The organism is Streptomyces sp. CB01881 (genome assembly GCF_002953255.1).
GTDB lineage: Bacteria > Actinomycetota > Actinomycetes > Streptomycetales > Streptomycetaceae > Kitasatospora.
The window spans coordinates 9,958,425-9,974,667 of record NZ_CP026498.1; the positions used below are offsets into that span (position 1 = coordinate 9,958,425).

Consider the following 16,243-nt stretch of genomic DNA (forward strand, 5'->3'; position numbering starts at 1 on the left):
GTTGCTCGACGCTTGGCCCACGCCCGGCACGTCATCGGTGTCGCACTCGACGCGCAACTGACCGAGGAAGAGAACGCCGAGATCGATTCGCTCTGCGAGCAGGGGCGATTCTTCGGCACGACGACCGCCGACAGCTCGCCTGCGGACCAGCCCACCTCAGACGTCATCGGCGCGACTCCGGACGGACAGCCGTGGCAGCCTGCGAGCATGCCAGACCTGCGAGAACATGCGGGCCGCCACTACGCCATCCGGTTCCACTACGCCTTGCCCGACGACGCCTGGGCCGTGGAACCGAGCGAAGCCGTACCCGCGCCGGCCGCGTCGACCGGGGCCCAGAACCCCGGAGCCCACCTCCCCGGGGCTGCCTTCCTGGTGGGCTTCGTCCCCGACGAGGATCCGGCACTGGAGCCGACCGTCCACATCCACAGCCATGACGAGCACGTCATCCCCTACGCGATCATGCGCTGGTTCATGGAGCAGGTCACCGAGCAGGTGGAAAGCTGCCGGGCCGCCTACGCGCAGGAGAATCCCGAAGCAGTGGAATGAGCTCGGCGTGGCCGGCGTGGTTGTGCCAGACGTGCCACTTGTCCGTGCAGTGCAGGGCATTCGGGGCACCGGCGTCCACCCTGAGATGACGCAGCGCCACCGGCACACGGAGCCGATCGGCTTCACGAAATCCGTGCCTGAACCGCCAAAACGGGGCTGTTTCCGGCCCAATCCGTGGCCATCCCCTTGACAGGTATAGACCATTCCGCTTGAGTCTCGGTCAGCCCCGCACCGGCCCGCACCCCGGTCGGCCCGTCCCCCACGACGCGCCCGCGCGGGGCGGAGCCCCCTGGCACCACAGTCCTGTCCCACCGATGTGCGGCCCCCACCGCACAAGGGGTGATCACGTGTCAACGAAACGCCTGCTCGCACTGCTCTCCGCCATGGTCACGGCGCTCGCGCTCGCGCTGCTGCTGCCCGCCGCCAGTGCCAGCGCCGCCGCCTGCTCCGCGCCCTGGAACGCGGCCACCGCCTACACCGGCGGCGCCTCCGCCTCCTACAACGGCCACAACTGGTCCGCCAAGTGGTGGACCCAGAACGAGGCCCCCAGCACCGCCGGCACCGGCGTCTGGGCCGACCAGGGTGCCTGCGGCGGCGGCTCGACCGACCCGTCGCCCACCCAGGCCCCGGGCGGCTGCGTCTACCCGGACTGGACCGCCGGGCGCACCTACACCACCGGGATCATCGTCCGCTACACCAACGGCGGGCTCTACCGGGCCACTCACGACAACCCGGGGTACGACCCGGTGATCAGCACCTGGTACTGGGAGCCGTACAGCTGCGGCCCGACGCCGACGCCGACCGGCACCCCGACCACGACCCCGAACCCCGGCGGGTTCCCGGTCAGCCAGGCGCAGTTCAACCAGATGTTCCCGAACCGGAACTCCTTCTACACCTACCAGGGCCTGCTCGACGCGCTCGGCGCCTACCCCGGCTTCGCCAACACCGGCAGCGACACCGTCCGCCGGCAGGAGGCCGCCGCCTTCCTTGCCAACGTCAACCACGAGACCGGCGGCCTGGTCTACGTGGTCGAGCAGAACACCGCCAACTACCCGCACTACTGCGACACCTCGCAGCCGTACGGATGCCCGGCCGGGCAGAGCGCGTACTACGGGCGCGGTCCGATCCAGCTGAGCTGGAACTTCAACTACAAGGCGGCCGGCGACGCGCTCGGCATCGACCTGCTGCACAACCCCAACCTGGTGCAGACCGACCCGGCCGTGGCCTGGAAGACCGCCCTCTGGTACTGGAACACCCAGACCGGCCCGGGCACCATGACCCCGCACAACGCCATGGTCAACGGGTACGGCTTCGGCGAGACGATCCGCAGCATCAACGGCTCCCTGGAGTGCAACGGCGGCAACCCCGCGCAGGTGCAGAGCCGGATCAACGCCTACCAGAGCTTCACCCAGATCCTCGGCACCGCCCCGGGCGCGAACCTGAGCTGCTGACGGTCCGGCAAATCCCGCCCCTGCCCGGTACGGCCCCCGCCGCCCCCACCGCTCCCCCGCTACTTCCCGCCGCTTCCCGGTACTTCACGGGGAGTAGCGGGAGCGTACCTCGGCCGGAGGAGCGGCGGGGGTGCAGAATCATCGTCACGGCGGACGACCGGGCAGGGGGCGGGGCCTAGGCTCGCAACCATGAACGACCTTGGCAGCCTTGTCCAGCAGACCGCCGACCGGCTCGCCGGCCAGCAGGTCGGCGCCGTGGTCGCCGGCCTGGCCGGCGGCGCGGTGGAGATCCGCGGTGCCGGGAGCACCTCCACAGGACCGGGCGGCGGCGTGCCCGGAGCACACACCCTGTTCGAAATCGGCTCGGCCACCAAGGTGTTCACCTCGCTCGCCCTGGCCCGTCTGGTTCTCGCCGGCTCGACCGCACTCGACGAACCACTGGCCGAGGTACTGAAGGACGCACTGCCGCCCGGCGTCACCGTCCCCACCCGGGGCGGCACGCCGATCACCCTGCAACACCTGGCGACCCACACCTCCGGGCTGCCACGACTCCCCGCCGGGATGCTGCTGCCCGCCCTGCTCTCCCCGAACACGCCGGACCCGTACCGCAACTGCACCTCCGCCGCCCTGCTGTCCGGTCTCGCCCGCACCCGACTGCGCGCGGTGCCCGGCCGCAGCTTCCGCTACTCCAACCTCGGCGCCGGCCTGCTCGGCCTGGCCCTCGCCCACCAGGCCGGCACCGGCTACGAGGAGCTGGTCACGCGGGAGGTCTGCGAGCCGCTCGGGCTCGCGGACACGGTCATCACCGTCGACGGCGAGCGTTCCGGCCGGCTCGCCCACGGCCACACGCCGGGCCGTCGCCCCGTCCCCGGCTGGCACCTCGCCGACCTCGCGGGCGCCGGCGGGCTCCGCTCGACCGCCGCCGACCTGGCGATACTCCTCCAGGCCCAGCTGGCCTGCGCCAAGGCCTCGGCCACGACGCCCGCCGAGGCGTCGGCAACGACCACGGCGCCGGGCGGGTCGCCACTGGCGCCTGCGATAGCCCTCACCCGGGAGGTCAACCACCGCGTCAACCCCTTCGCCTGGATGCACCTCGGCTGGCTCGCCCACCGCCTCCACCCCCAGCAGGGCGGCCACCTTCAGATCTGGCACAACGGCGGGACGGGCGGGTTCCGCTCCTTCGTCGCCTTCGACCCCGAGAAGCAGGTCGGCGTCATAGCCCTGGCCAACACCCGCCGGTCGGTCGACCCTGCGGGGGTCGCGCTGCTGCGCACCCTGCAGAACGGCGGAGCAGCGGGCAAGGGCGGCGCATAGGGCGGGGCGGCGCTTCGGAAGGGGTGACATACGAGCGGGGTGGCGTAGCAAGGGGATGGCGTAGCGAGCGGGGCAGCCGCATGGAAAGCGGCCTGGACCACAACCTCAGAACGTTGGAATTTCAAACTCACCAGATCTATAGTGGGTTCGGCATTCCAACCACCATCAGAGGAAGGCGGCCTCCATGCGTGACGCCGTGATCGTCGAAGCCGTCCGCACCCCCATCGGCAAGGGCAAGCCCGGAGGCGCGCTCTCGGGCGTCCACCCCGTGGAGCTGCTCGCGCACACCCTCCAGGCCCTGATCGGCCGCAGCGGCGTCGACCCGGAGCTGGTCGACGACGTGATCGGCGGCTGCGTCGACCAGGTCGGCGAGCAGGCCATGAACACCACCCGGTACGCCTGGCTGGCGGCCGGCCTGCCGGAGTCCGTCCCGGCGACGACGGTCGACCGGCAGTGCGGCTCCTCCCAGCAGGCCGTCCACTTCGCCGCGCAGGGCGTGATCGCGGGCGCGTACGACGTGGTGGTGGCGTGCGGGATCGAGTCGATGAGCCGGGTTCCGATGTGGTCCAACGTGCCGCCCGGCGCGGACCCGTTCAGCGCCGCGATCGCCGCGCGCTACCCCGGCGGGCTGATCCCACAGGGCGTCAGCGCCGAGCTGATCGCCGCCAAGTGGTCGGTCTCGCGCGAGGCGATGGACGCGTTCGCCAGCGGCTCGCACGCCAAGGCCGCACAGGCGCGCTCCGCCGGCCTGTTCGAGGCGGAGCTCGTGCCGGTCACCACGCCGGCCGGGCTCGTCGCCCTGGACGAGTCGGTACGCCCGAACACCACGCCGGAAATCCTGGCCGGCCTCCGCCCGTCCTTCGCCGACCCCGGCTTCGCCGGGCGGTACCCGCAGATCGACTGGTCGGTGACGGCCGGCAACAGCAGCCCGATCAACGACGGCGCCTCCGCCGTCCTGATCACCAGCAGCGAGACGGCGGCGCGCTTGGGCCTGCGCCCGCTGGCCCGGCTGCACTCCTTCGCGGTGACCGGCTCGGACCCGCTGCTGATGCTGACCGGCGTCGTACCCGCCACCGAGAAGGTGCTCCGGCGGGCCGGGCTGTCACTGCCGGACATCGACCTGTTCGAGGTGAACGAGGCGTTCGCCAGCGTCGTCCTGGCGTGGCTTCAGGAGACCGGCGCCGACCCCGCGAAGGTCAACGTCAACGGCGGCGCGATCGCGCTCGGCCACCCGCTCGGCGCGAGCGGCACGCGGCTGATGACGACCCTCGTGCACGCGATGCGCGAGCGCGGGGCGCGGTTCGCGCTGCAGACCATGTGCGAGGCGGGCGGCCTGGCCAACGCCACCATCCTGGAGGCCCTGGACTGAGCCCGGGAGGCCTGGCGTCCCGACACCCGCCCCGACCGCGTCGGCACGACCGTGCCGCCCCGACCGCGTCGGCCCGCCCCTACTGCGGCTGCGCCTCCGCGGCCGTTCCGACCGGCGCGAGCAGACGGTGGGGGCGGGCCAGCGCGCGGGAGACCGGATCCGGGCGGACGTCGGGCGACGCCCCCGGCCCCGGGCGCATCGTCACCTCGCCCGGCGGCACGGCCGGGCCCCCGCAGTGCGGGCAGGAGCCGGCCAGGTCGAGGTCGGTGCCGCAGGTCGCGTGCGAGAAGACGCGCCTGGGTCCGCCGGCCGAGGCATGGCGGCCGCCCCAGCGGGCCAGTGTGTAGACCGGCATCCAGAGTTCGAGGCCCACGTCGGTGAGCAGGTAGCCGTGGCGCAGCGGTGCCTGCTGGTAGGGCTCCTTGCGCAACACCCCGGCCGCCACCAGGGCGTGCAGCCGCGAGGTGAGGACGGCGCGCGGGATGCCGAGGTGGACGAGGAAGTCGTTGAAGCGCTGGACCCCGTAGAAGGCGTCGCGGACGATCAGCAGGCTCCATCGTTCGCCGACCACCTCCAGGGCACGGGCCAGTGAGCAGTCCTGCTGTTCGTAGTCGGTTCCGAGCGCCATGCGGCTCAGCGTAGTCCAGGCGGATTATGGGTTCAATGAACAGACTTACAGTGGTAGCGTGCTGCGCGACTTGAAGGTTCATTCACCAGACTCATGGCGCACCCGCCTCATGGTCTGTGACTCGGAGGGAACGCCATGTCCCGCGCACCATCGGGCTCCGCGCCGTCGGGCTCAGCGCCATCGGGCTGTGCGGCGCCGGACTCTGGGCCGTCGGGCTCAGCGCCATCGACCGCCGTGCCGGCCGACTCCGTACCGGCCACCCCCCGGCGGGCCGCCGGCGCCCGTGCCGCGGTCCCGGTCCGCACCCGTGCCACCCTGCTCACCGCCTGCCTGGCGACCGCGCTGGTCACCATCGCCTACACCGCCCCCACCTCCTCGCTCGCCGCCACCGCCGACGTCCTCCACCTCGGCGCCGGCGGGCGGACGTGGATCCTCACCAGCACCCTGATCGGCCTCGCCGCCCTGCTGCTCACCGCCGGGAGCGCCGCCGACGACCACGGCCGCAAGCGGGTCTTCACCTCCGGTGTGCTGCTCCTCTCCGTCGCCGCAGCGCTCGGCGCACTCGCACCCGGTGGCGGCGTGTACCTCGCCTCCCGGGTCCTCCTGGGCGCCGCCTCCGCGGCGATCCTGGCACCCGCGCTCGGGCTGGTCAGCCATGCCCACCCACCAGGCCCCGGCCGGATCCGGGCCCTCGGCACCTGGGGCGCGGCGGTCGGCCTCGGCATCGCACTCGGGCCGGTCTACGGGGCGCTGGTCCAGCAGACGGCCGGCTGGCGCGCGGTGAACGGTGGGATCGCGGTGGCCGCCGCCGCAGTGGCCGTCGCGGCAACCGCCGTCCTGACCGAGTCGCGCGCCGGGCACCCGCGCGCTCTCGACCCGTACGGCGTACTGACCCTGGCTGCCGGGACGTCCTTCCTGATCGCCGGCCTCGCGCAGGGACGGACGGGCTGGGGCCGGACGCCGGTGCTGGTGCTGCTCGCCCTCGGGGCACTGTTGCTCGCGCTGTTCCTCGTGGCGGAGTCACTGGTCGCGGAGCCGATGCTGGACCTCGCACTGTTCCGCAACCCCGGTTTCGTGGCCGCCACCGGCGGAGCGCTGTTCACGGGGCTCGCGGTGGTCGGGTTCATGAGCTACCTGCCGTCCCTCCTCGGGAGCGTGCTCGGCCTCTCCGGCCTCGCGGCCGCCGAGGTGCTGGCACTCTGGTCCGGCCTGTCCGTGGTCGCCGCCCTCCAGGCCCGCCGACTCGCCGACCGGATGTCCGCCACCACCCAGGTCGCGACCGGCCTCCTGCTCTCCGGTCTCGGCCAGGCCGGGCTGTACGGGCTCACCCCGGGCACACCATGGGAACGGCTCGCGCCGGGCCTGGTCGTCGCAGGCATCGGCAGCGGCATCCTCAACGCCGCGCTGGCCCGCCTCGCGGTCAGCAGCGTCCCGCCCCACCGTGCGGCCATGGGCTCCGGCGCCAACAACACCGCCCGCTACCTCGGCTCCGCCCTGGGCGTCGCCATCACCGTGGCCGTCGCGTCCTCCACCTCCTCGCCCCCCGCAGGCGCCGACCGCGCCACCCTCGTGGCCTCCTTCCTCTGCCTCCTCGGCGCCGCCCTCACCCTCACCACCCGCACCCGCACCCGCACCCGCACCCGGCGGCCGGTCGCCCCCGTTGCGTAGGAAGTCGACCCGGCCGACTTCCCGTGCAAGTCGCACGCGCGCGAGACGGGCGGATTCCACCAGCCAGACGGAGTAGAAGGTCGGCCCGGCCGACTTCCTGTGCAGGGCGCACGCGCGGGAGCGAACCTGGGCCGGAGGAGCCGGGGAGGGCTCCCGTTGCGGGGCGAGGTGGCGGAGCAGGAAGTCGGATCCGTCGACTTCCCGTGCGGGCGATGAGGCCCGCCGACCGGGCCCGCGGCAGGGTGTGGTCGGGTCCGCCGGCGTCGGGGCCGGTGGGCGGGTGGGGGCCGTTTCGGGTGGGGTGGGTGGAACGAGCGGGGCTGCGGGGCCGCGTGGGAAGATGGCAGAGCTGGTGGAAACGATCTCCGGGCGGTTCTCTGGCTATGGTGAACGAGCAGCGTGATGCCGGTGAGCCCAGGCGGCCGCGTCAGGACGCCCTGCTGATGGTGCCGATCGCGACCGCGCTGATCGAGGCCGACGGGCGCATCCTGCACTGGAGCAACGACGCCGAGGCACTGCTCGGTTACACGGCCGAGGAGGCGATCGGCGCGCGGGCCGCGCAGTTGCTGGCCTCGGACGAGCAGCGGCCGGAGGTGCTGGAGCTGTTCCAGGAGATCCTGGACGGCCGTGGCTGGTCGGGCGTGTTCCCGGTCCGGCACCGGGACGGGCACCACGTCAACCTGGAGTTCCGCACCCACCCGATCTCGGGGCCGGGCGGCAGCCCGCTGGTGCTCGCGGTGGCGTCCGACGTGACGACGCTGCGCCGGATCCAGGCGGATCTCGCCGTCCTCGACGGGTTCTTCACGCAGTCCCCGGTCGGGATGGGCGTGTTCGACACCCGGCTCGCCTTCGTCCGGCTGAACGACGCGCTGGCCAGGGTGAACGGCCTGCCGGCCGACGCGCACCTGGGACACCGTCTCACCGAACTGCTGCCCGGGATCAACGGGGCGGAGAGCGAGGCGGTGATGCGGCAGGTGCTGGAGAGCGGCGAACCCGTGCTGGACTCACGCTCGCACGGCCGCACCCCGGGCGATCCCGAGCACGACCACGCCTGGTCGGCCTCCTACTTCCGGCTGGAGGACCCGGCCGGGGAGATCCTCGGGGTGAGTTCGACCGTCATCGACATCACCGAGCGGTCCCGCGCGGACGCCCGGGCGGCCCGGGCGCAGGAGCGGCTGGCGCTGCTGGTCGACGCCACCGCCTCGATCGGCACCACGCTGGACCTGCGGCAGACCGCCCGCGAACTGGCCGACGCCATGGTGCCCAGGGTCGCGGACATCAGCGGCGTGTTCGCGTTGGAGGCGCTGGTCGCCGGGCGCAACGTGGAGCCGCTGGACCCCACCGCCCCGCAGCTGGTGCGCCGGCTGGCGCTCGCCACCACCGACCCGCTCTACCCGGCCGAGGCCCTGCCGGTGGACACGGTGTACGAGGTGGCCCCGGACTCCCCGTACGCGCGGGCGCTGGCCACCGGCCGCACGGTGGTGGTGCCGTCCTGGGAGCTGCCGATGCTGAGCCGGGGGCTCTCCGAGAGCCGTCGCCAGGCGTATCTCGGCGACCGGCCGCGTTCGGTGCGGATCACTCCGCTGGTGGCGCGCGGCACCACGCTGGGCATGGTGGTGTACTCGCGGCGCGGCGAGCGGGAGTCCTTCGCCGAGGCGGACATCACGCTCGGTGACGAGCTTGCGTCGCGGGCCGCCGTGGCGATCGACAACGCCCGGCTCTACCTGCGCCAGCACCAGACCGTGCTCGCCCGGCAGCAGGCGCTGCGCGAGGCGAAGGCCGCGCAGGAACGGCTGGCGCTGGTCAACTCGGCATCGGCGCGGATCGGCACCACGCTCGATCTCGCCCAGACCGCCAAGGAGTTGGCCGAGGTGGCGACGCCCAGGCTGGCCGACACCGTGGTGGTGGAGGTGCTGGACGACCTGGTGCGCGGCGAGCGCGAGGCCCGCGCGCTGGCGGACGGCTCGGCGGTGCTGCGCCGGATGGCGTTCCACTCGGCGCACGGTTCGACGCTGGAGCCGATCGACCGCACCGGAGGGGTGCAGCGGTTCCGGCCGAGTTCGCCGTACGCGTGGAGCCTGGCGAACCGCAAGCCGGTGCTGGTGCCGCGGATGGACGCGGCGGGCATGGCCTGGTTCGCCGACGACCCGGTCCGCAGAGCCGCGGTCCGCACGCAGAACGTCCGGTCGTTCATGGTGGTGCCGCTGATCGCCCGGGGTTCGCCGGTCGGCGTGGCCGGCTTCTACCGGACCGTGGTGGAGCGCCCGTACGAGGACGACGACCTGGCGCTGGCCGGGGAGTTGGCGGTGCGGGCCGCGGTGTCGATCGACAACGCGCTGCTGTTCACCCGCGAGCGCGACGCGGCGGCGGCCCGCCAGCGCGCCCTGGACGAGGCCTGGGCGGCGCAGCAGCGGCTGTCACTGCTCAACGAGGCCAGCACCCGGATCGGCACCACGCTGGATCTGCACCGCACCGCCGAGGAGTTGGTGGAGGTGGTGATCCCGCGCTTCGCCGACTTCGTCACCGTCGACCTGCGCGAGGCGGTCCTGAGCGGCGACGAGCCGAGCCCCGTCCCGGACGACGGCACGGTGCTGCTGCGGGCGGTCGCCGTCGGCGAGGCCAACGCGAACGGGGTGCTGGCGGGGGCCGCCGACCAGGTGGGCTCGAACTCGCAGTCCGCGAAGGTGTACGCGGAGAGCCTGCGGACGGGGCGCTCGATCCTGGTGTCGGAAGTCGACGAGGCGGCGCTGCGGCGGATCGTCGCGTCGCCGGACCGGGTCCAGCCGGGTCTCGACGCCGGGATCCACTCCTACCTGATGGTGCCGCTGCTGGCGCGCGGACTGGTGCTGGGCGGCGCCGAGTTCATCCGGATCCGCAACCCGGTGCCGTTCGGCCAGGCGGACCGGGCGCTGGCCGAGGAGCTGGCCGCGCGGACGGCCCTGGCGATGGACAACGGCCGGCTCTACCGCCGCGAGCGGGACACCGCGCTCACGCTGCAGCGCAGCCTGCTGCCGCAGGAGATCCACCGCACGCTGGGGCTGGAGATCGCCTACCGGTACCTGCCGAGCAGCGTGGTCAGCGAGGTCGGCGGCGACTGGTTCGATGTCGTGCCGCTCTCGTCGGGGCGGGTCGCGCTGGTGGTCGGCGACGTGATGGGCCACGGCATCCGGGCCGCCGCCACGATGGGGCAACTCCGTACGGTGGCCCGCACGTTGATCACGCTGGAGCTGGATCCCGCACGGGTACTGCACCGGCTGGACGAGGCCACCACGGCACTCGGCGAGGGCCAGTTCGCGACCTGCGTCTGCGTGGTGTACGACCCGGTGGAACGCCTCTGCACCGCCGCCTGCGCGGGCCACCTGCCGCCGGTGGTGGCCGACAACGAGGGCGGGGCACGGCTGGTCGACCTGCCGCCCGGCGCACCGCTCGGGGTCGGCGGAGTCCCGTTCGAGAGCGTCGAGTTCACGCTCCCGGAGGAGGGCATCCTGGCGATGTACACGGACGGCCTGGTCGAGCGCCGGGGCCGCGACCTGGACGAGGGCCTGGACCAGCTCTGCCGGACCATCGCCGCCCGGCACCGCTCGCTGGAGCAGACCTGCGACGCCGTCCTGGCCGAACTCACCGGCCGCACCAGCGAGGACGACATCGCGATCATCCTGGCGCAGGTCCGGCCCGCCGGCGCCGACCGGATCGCCACCCTGCCGCTCACCGACGACCACGCGATGGTCGCGCACTCGCGCCGGTTCACCCGCGACACGCTCATCGGCTGGGGTCTCGCCCCGCTCGCCGACTGGGCGGAGCTGCTCACCAGCGAGTTGATCACCAACGCCCTCGTGCACGCCGGATCCCCCACCCAGCTCAGGCTGTTCTACAACCGACTGCTCACCGTGGAGGTCGCCGACCGGGACGCCGGGTCGCCCCGGATGCGGCGCGCACGCGAGGAGGACGAGGGCGGACGCGGCATGCACCTGGTCAACGAGCTCGCCCACCGCTGGGGCAGCCGGCGCACCCGGGACGGCAAGGTGGTCTGGTTCGAGCTGGAGCTGCCCCCGGGCACGTCGGCCCGCTGACCACCCACGACAACCGTCGTTTGTCGCCGTTCCCGTGCGGTTGTTCGCCCGCGTGGCCCCGGGGGGCTTGGCTTGGCCCCGGCAGAAGGAACCGGCCCGAAACACCGAGGAGCACATCGTGGACCAGCTCGACCCCCGTACCGTCGTGGAGCGTTACGTCACCGCCATCGCCACCGGCGACCTCCCCACCGCGGTGGCCTCGTTCGCCGAGAACGCCACCTGGTCCTACCCCGGGGACCTGCCGCTGTCGCGGGTCTGGGACGGCCGGGACGCCATCGTCGAGGACTTCCTCGGCTCGGTGGGCACCCTGTTCGCCCCCGGCGGTTCCCCGCAGGTGACGCTCACCGGCCTGCTGGCGGACGGCCCGCAGGTGGTCGCCGAGTGGACCGCCCGCGGCACGGCGGCCAACGGCTCCGCCTACCACAACCAGTGCCTCGGCATCTTCACCGTCGAGAACGGCCTGATCACCGCGGTGCGCGAGTACCTGGACACTCACCACGCGGCGCGCACGCTGTTCGCGGACCAGGTCTCCTGACCGGCGGCCGACGGTGGACTGACGGTGGGCCACCGGTGGCCCACCGGTCGTCCGGCAGGCGGCCCACCGCCGGCCGGAGTCCGTCGGCACCGCCGCCGCGCGTTCACGGCGCCTGCCCCCGGCGGCGCACGAGCGATGACGCACAGGCGTGAGGGCGCAGGCATGAGGGCACAGGCATGAGGGCGCAGGCGTGAGGGCGCAGGCGGGCGAGCCCGTGCAGGACCTAATCGGGGAGCAGCAGATTGACGTCGCCGAACTCGTGCCACAGGTAGCGGTGGTGGACCGCTTCCGCGTAGCAGCGTGCCAGGAGTGGGCGGCCGGCGACGGCGGCGAGCATCAGCAGGTGGGAGGCGCGGGGCTCGTGCCAGCCGGTGAGGAGGCCGTCCACGGCCTGGACGCCGCGTTCGGGGGTGATCACCAACTCGGTCCAGCCGCCCGCCTCATGGACGGTTCCGTCCGGGGCGGCCGCCGATTCCAGGGCGCGGACGACGGTCGTACCGACCGCGATCACCCGGCCGCCACCGGCCCGGACGTGGCCCACCAGACGGGCGGTGGCGGCCGGGACCTGGAACCGCTCGGCGTACGGGACCTCGTGCGCCTCCGGGGAGGCGACGCCGGTGTGCAGGGTGATCGGCGCGACCAGCACCCCCCGCCCGGCCAGCCGGGCCACCACCTCTGCGCTGAACGGGCGGCCTGCGCTGGGCATTTCGCTGCTGCCGGGGACGGTCGCGAAGACCGTCTGGTAGGCCTCGATCGGCCAGTCGCCGTCCACGTAGCCGTACCGGATGGCCCTACCGTGACGGGGCAGGTAGTCCAACAGCGGAGCGGGCAGGTCGAGTCGGGCGTACCAGAGGCGGGCCGTGAACGGCTCGACGAGCTCGGCCGAGGCGCCGCCCGGCAACTCCACCCGCAGCCCGGGGCGGGCCGGGGACTCCGCCGGCGGGTAGTAGGCGGGGGCCCCGCCGGGCACCGTACGGCGCAACTCCACCAGGAAGGAGCCGCGTTGGTCGGGCTGCGCGGAGGACAGGTGCAGCCCGACGGCGGTGCCGTCCGGCAGCCGTCCGGCCAGGGCGGCGGGCAGGGTGGCCGAGTTGTTGACCACCAGCAGGTCCCCGGGGCGCAGCACCTCCGGCAGGTCGGTGAAGCGACGGTGCTCGACGGTTCCCGCGTCGCGGCGGCCGACCAGCATCCGCACGCCGTCGCGGGCCGTGCCACGGGCCTCCGCCGGTGCGCGGGCCGAGAGTTCGGGCGGGACGGTGACGTCGATCCCGGGATCGGTGAGTGCGGTCATCGCTCGCCCTGGGCGGCGGTGGCGGCGAGCAGGTCGGCGGCCCGGTAGCGGCCGGAGGCGGGACGGTCGCGGAGCAGGCCGAGGAGGGCGGGGACGACGGCCTCGGGGAGCGGCTCGGCGGAGATGTCCTCACCCGCGTACGCCTCCTGCAGCATCCTGGTCCGCATGCTGCCCGGGTCGACCGCCCAGACCTTCAACTCCGGTTCCTCCAGGGCCAGCACGGCGGAGGCGTGGTCCAGCGCGGCCTTGCCGGCGCCGTAGCCGCCCCAGCCCTGGTAGGCCTCGACGGCCGCGTCGGAGCTGATGTTGAGCAGGACGCCGGAGTGCGCGCGCAGCTGCGGCAGCAGGAGCTGGGTCAGGGCGATCGGCGCGAGGGCGTTGACCTCGAACATCTCCAGCAGATCGGGCAACGGGACGTCGGCGAGCCGGGGCAGCGGCTCGCCGCCCGCGTCCGAACCGTTCAGCGTGCCGGCGTTGTTGACCAGGAGCGTCGCACCGCCGAGCCCGGCGGCGGCCTCGGCCAGGCGGGCGCGGTGGTCGTCGTCGACGACCGAGCCGGCCAGGGCGGTGACCTTGGTGACGGCGGCCAGCCCGGCCTCGGCGGCGGAGAGTTCGGCCTGGTTGCGGGCGGTGATCACGAGCTGCCAGCCGTCGGCGGCAAGTGCCCGGGCGAGGGCCAGGCCGAGGCCGCGCGAGGCGCCGGTGACCAGGGCGACGGGCGGGGTGGCCGGCTGGGCGGACTGGACGGTGTGCTGCGGTGCGCTGTTCATGGCACCACGATCGTCCCGGCCCCGCCCCGCACGGATCGGCCGCCGGGACCGGGACCGGGTCGTACCTTGGACCTAGACCAGGAGGCCGATGCGGTCCCCCACCGCTCCGCCGCCCCACCCGGCCCCGCCTCACCCGGGCCCCGGCCCGCCCCACCGGGACCGCGCGGACCGCGCGGACAGCTGCGAGGCCCGGAGCTACCAGGAGGCGGGATCCGACCAGGCGGTGAGCGTGCGGCGGCTCTCGAAGCGGCGCGGGCGGCCGGTCAGCGGATCGGTGAACTCGACGCAGGAGGCGAGTAGTTGCAGTGGACGGCGGAAGTCGTCCGGCGCGGGGTCCGGCAGCAGCACCGGGTACACCGGGTCGCCGAGGATCGGCAGGCCCAGGCCGCTCATGTGCAACCGCAGCTGGTGGGTGCGCCCGCTGAACGGCAGCAGCCGGTAGTGGCCGAGGCCGTCGCGGTGCTCGACCAGCTCGATCCGGCTCTCGCTGTTCGGCGGGGCGTCCAGCTCCTGGGCGGCGATCACCCCGCGTTCCTTCACGATGTGGCTGCGTACCGTGCGGGGCAGGGCGAGCGCCGGGTCGTACGGCGCGATCGCCCGGTACTCCTTGCGGACCAGCCGGTCGCGGAAGAGCGTCTGGTAGGCGCCGCGCTCCTCGGGGCGGACCACGAACATCGCCAGCCCGGCCGTCAGCCGGTCCAGCCGGTGCGCCGGGCTGAGGGCGGGGAGGTCCAGCGAGTGCCGCAGCCGGGAGAGCGCCGTCTCGACGACGTGGCGGCCGCGCGGGGTGGTGGCCAGGAAGTGCGGCTTGTCGACCACGACCAGGTGCTCGTCGCGGTACAGCACGTCCAGCTCGAACGGGACCGGGACCTCGTCCGGCAGCTCACGGTAGAGCCAGAGGTGCGCGCCGGGGCGGAACGGCTCGTCCGGACCGATCGGACCGCCCTCGCCGACGATCTCCCGGCCGTGCAGCAGCGCGTCGATCCGCTCCGGCGCCACGGTGGGCAGGCGGTCGGCCAGGTACGCGCGCACCGTCGGCCACGGCCCCTCGACGGGCAGCCGCAGGTGCACCGGGTCCACCCCGAGTCGCTGCGGGAGGGGGGCGGGCGGCTTGCTCTTGCGTCTCATCTCGCCGCCAGCCTAGCCGGGACCGGTTCCCCGGCCCCGGCCACCCGGCTCCCCGCCTGGGCGCCCGCCCGGGACGCCCGCACCGGCCGAGACTCCCGTCCGACATGCCGGTGCCCCGGGCTGCGGTGGAGAGTGGACAGTGAGGCCCCCGCCCACGCCCACTGGAGGCGCCCGCGTGACCACCGCCGGACCGCAGGACGCGGTGCCGCCGCTGCATCTGCCGCGGCGGACCAGGCTGCTGCTGGCCTGCGCCTACCTCCTGCTGGTCGTCGCCGTGGTGGCCGACCTGGTGTCCGGGCCTGGGACGACCCTGTCCCCCGTGCTCGCGGTGGCGCCGGTGCTGGCCGGGGCGACCACCCGGCGCGCCCGGGTGGTGCTGATCACGGGAGCCGTCGCCACCCTCGCGGCCGGTCTGCTGGAGCTCAGCAACCGCGGACTGCCCGGCTCGGTCCACGTCAGCGCGCTGGTCACCGTGCTCGCCGCGACGCTGGCCAGTGCCGGGAACGTCGTCCTGGTGTCGGCCCGGGAGCACGAGCTGTTCCAGGTCCGGACGGTGGCCGAGGCGGCGCAGCGGGCGCTGCTGCGGCCGCCGCCGGAGCGGCTCGGGCCGTTGCGGGTGGCGGTGCGTTACGTCGCGGCGGCGGCCGAGGCCCGGATCGGCGGGGACCTGTACGAGGTGGCGGAGGGTCCGCACGGGATCCGGATCCTGCTGGGGGACGTGCAGGGGCACGGGTTGCCGGCGGTGGAGACGGCGGCGGACGTGCTGGGGGTGTTCCGGGAGGCGGCCCGCACCGAACCGGAGCTGGCCCGGGTGGCGGAGCGGCTGGACTCGGCGCTGGCGGGCCGCCCGGTGAACGAGCGGTTCGTGACGGCGGTACTGCTGGGCGTGGACGGGACCGGCGGCGCGGCCCGGCTGGTCAACTGCGGCCATCCGCACCCGCTGCTGCGCCGGGCCGACCGGGTGGGTGAGCTGGAGCCGCCGCAGCACGCCCCGCCGCTGGGGCTGCTCGGGCTGTTGGGCGGGCAGTACCGGGCGGGCGGCTTCGAACCGCGCGCCGGCGACCTGCTGCTGCTCTACACCGACGGCGTGTCCGAGGCCCGGAACGCGGCGGGCCGGTTCTTCCCGTTGGAGGAGCGGCTGGCCGGGCTCTCCGCCGGGAACCCGGAGGACGTGCTGGACGAGCTGCTGGCGGAGGTCCGGACCTGGGTGGGTGATGACGGTCTGGCCGACGACGCGGCCCTGCTGGCGCTTCGCTGGGATCGCTGAGCGCCGCACCCGCTGAGCCCTCGCCCGAACCCCCATCCGCCGTCCGTCATCCGCCGAGCCCTGCCCGAGCACCGCATCCGCCAGTCAGTGGCAGAGCCACGACCACCGGGGACCCGGTTAGCACCATCAGTGTCGGTGGCGTGTGCAAGGGTGTGAGCGCGGTCGGCGGGGTGCCGTCCGCAGGGGTCGTCGAGGGGAACGGTGGC

The 16,243-nt window shown here is 73.9% G+C and carries 12 protein-coding genes; 8 read left to right on the forward strand and 4 right to left on the reverse strand.

Features of this window, described 5'->3' with window-relative positions; all coding sequences use genetic code 11:
- Nucleotides 1-12 precede the first annotated feature (12 nt).
- The 4 genes from C2142_RS40730 (at nucleotide 13) to C2142_RS32910 (ending at nucleotide 4,680) form a co-directional block, all read left to right on the forward strand.
- Nucleotides 13-546, forward strand: a complete 534-nt coding sequence (locus C2142_RS40730; protein ID WP_241002916.1) for a hypothetical protein — start codon at nucleotides 13-15, stop codon at nucleotides 544-546.
- 347 nt (nucleotides 547-893) lie between these two features.
- Nucleotides 894-1,997: a glycoside hydrolase family 19 protein gene (locus C2142_RS32900; protein ID WP_241002917.1), complete on the forward strand. Its 1,104-nt coding sequence runs from the start codon at nucleotides 894-896 to the stop codon at nucleotides 1,995-1,997.
- A gap of 189 nt (nucleotides 1,998-2,186) precedes the next feature.
- Entirely contained in the window at nucleotides 2,187-3,311 is a 1,125-nt protein-coding gene (locus C2142_RS32905; RefSeq protein ID WP_148646451.1) for a serine hydrolase domain-containing protein, read from the forward strand.
- A 184-nt stretch (nucleotides 3,312-3,495) separates the two neighbouring features.
- Nucleotides 3,496-4,680, forward strand: coding sequence for a thiolase family protein (locus C2142_RS32910; RefSeq protein ID WP_148646452.1), 1,185 nt, complete (start codon nucleotides 3,496-3,498; stop codon nucleotides 4,678-4,680).
- Nucleotides 4,681-4,759: 79 nt separating this feature from the next.
- On the opposite strand, the gene C2142_RS32915 is transcribed toward C2142_RS32910, so the two are convergent.
- On the reverse strand, nucleotides 4,760-5,308 hold the full coding sequence (locus tag C2142_RS32915) for a helix-turn-helix domain-containing protein (protein WP_148646453.1): 549 nt from the start codon (nucleotides 5,306-5,308) through the stop codon (nucleotides 4,760-4,762).
- Nucleotides 5,309-5,542: 234 nt separating this feature from the next.
- Here C2142_RS32915 and C2142_RS32920 point away from each other — a divergent pair, with 234 nt between their 5' ends.
- The 3 genes from C2142_RS32920 (at nucleotide 5,543) to C2142_RS32930 (ending at nucleotide 11,581) form a co-directional block, all read left to right on the forward strand.
- Entirely contained in the window at nucleotides 5,543-6,976 is a 1,434-nt protein-coding gene (locus C2142_RS32920; protein ID WP_241002918.1) for an MFS transporter, read from the forward strand.
- Between the two features lie 443 nt (nucleotides 6,977-7,419).
- Complete coding sequence (locus tag C2142_RS32925) at nucleotides 7,420-11,046, forward strand: SpoIIE family protein phosphatase (RefSeq protein ID WP_162002610.1); 3,627 nt, start codon at nucleotides 7,420-7,422, stop codon at nucleotides 11,044-11,046.
- Nucleotides 11,047-11,164: 118 nt separating this feature from the next.
- On the forward strand, nucleotides 11,165-11,581 hold the full coding sequence (locus tag C2142_RS32930) for a nuclear transport factor 2 family protein (RefSeq protein WP_241002919.1): 417 nt from the start codon (nucleotides 11,165-11,167) through the stop codon (nucleotides 11,579-11,581).
- Nucleotides 11,582-11,804: 223 nt separating this feature from the next.
- Here C2142_RS32930 and C2142_RS32935 read toward each other — a convergent pair whose 3' ends face one another.
- The 3 genes from C2142_RS32935 to C2142_RS32945 all read right to left on the reverse strand — a co-directional run bounded on the left by C2142_RS32935 (nucleotide 11,805) and on the right by C2142_RS32945 (nucleotide 14,770).
- Nucleotides 11,805-12,872 (reverse strand): S-adenosylmethionine:tRNA ribosyltransferase-isomerase, encoded by a 1,068-nt coding sequence (locus C2142_RS32935; RefSeq protein ID WP_148646456.1) that lies wholly within the window; start codon nucleotides 12,870-12,872, stop codon nucleotides 11,805-11,807.
- Nucleotides 12,869-13,642 carry an SDR family NAD(P)-dependent oxidoreductase gene (locus tag C2142_RS32940; protein ID WP_148646457.1) on the reverse strand — a complete coding sequence of 258 codons (774 nt, stop codon included), beginning with the start codon at nucleotides 13,640-13,642 and terminating at the stop codon, nucleotides 12,869-12,871. Before C2142_RS32940 ends, C2142_RS32935 begins: the two co-directional genes overlap by 4 nt.
- 195 nt (nucleotides 13,643-13,837) lie before the next feature.
- Nucleotides 13,838-14,770 (reverse strand): pseudouridine synthase, encoded by a 933-nt coding sequence (locus C2142_RS32945; RefSeq protein ID WP_148646459.1) that lies wholly within the window; start codon nucleotides 14,768-14,770, stop codon nucleotides 13,838-13,840.
- Nucleotides 14,771-14,945: 175 nt separating this feature from the next.
- Here C2142_RS32945 and C2142_RS32950 point away from each other — a divergent pair, with 175 nt between their 5' ends.
- Entirely contained in the window at nucleotides 14,946-16,037 is a 1,092-nt protein-coding gene (locus C2142_RS32950; RefSeq protein ID WP_148646460.1) for a PP2C family protein-serine/threonine phosphatase, read from the forward strand.
- The last annotated feature ends 206 nt before the right edge of the window (nucleotides 16,038-16,243 follow it).

Bases quoted from the DNA above. Each gene is read 5' to 3' on its own strand.
- C2142_RS32935 (WP_148646456.1), bottom strand. From the start codon at position 12,872: ATGACCGCACTCACCGATCCCGGGATCGACGTCACCGTCCCGCCCGAA.
- C2142_RS32910 (WP_148646452.1), top strand. From the start codon at position 3,496: ATGCGTGACGCCGTGATCGTCGAAGCCGTCCGCACCCCCATCGGCAAG.
- C2142_RS32925 (WP_162002610.1), top strand. From the start codon at position 7,420: ATGGTGCCGATCGCGACCGCGCTGATCGAGGCCGACGGGCGCATCCTG.
- C2142_RS32915 (WP_148646453.1), bottom strand. From the start codon at position 5,308: ATGGCGCTCGGAACCGACTACGAACAGCAGGACTGCTCACTGGCCCGT.
- C2142_RS32945 (WP_148646459.1), bottom strand. From the start codon at position 14,770: ATGAGACGCAAGAGCAAGCCGCCCGCCCCCCTCCCGCAGCGACTCGGG.
- C2142_RS32905 (WP_148646451.1), top strand. From the start codon at position 2,187: ATGAACGACCTTGGCAGCCTTGTCCAGCAGACCGCCGACCGGCTCGCC.
- C2142_RS32940 (WP_148646457.1), bottom strand. From the start codon at position 13,642: ATGAACAGCGCACCGCAGCACACCGTCCAGTCCGCCCAGCCGGCCACC.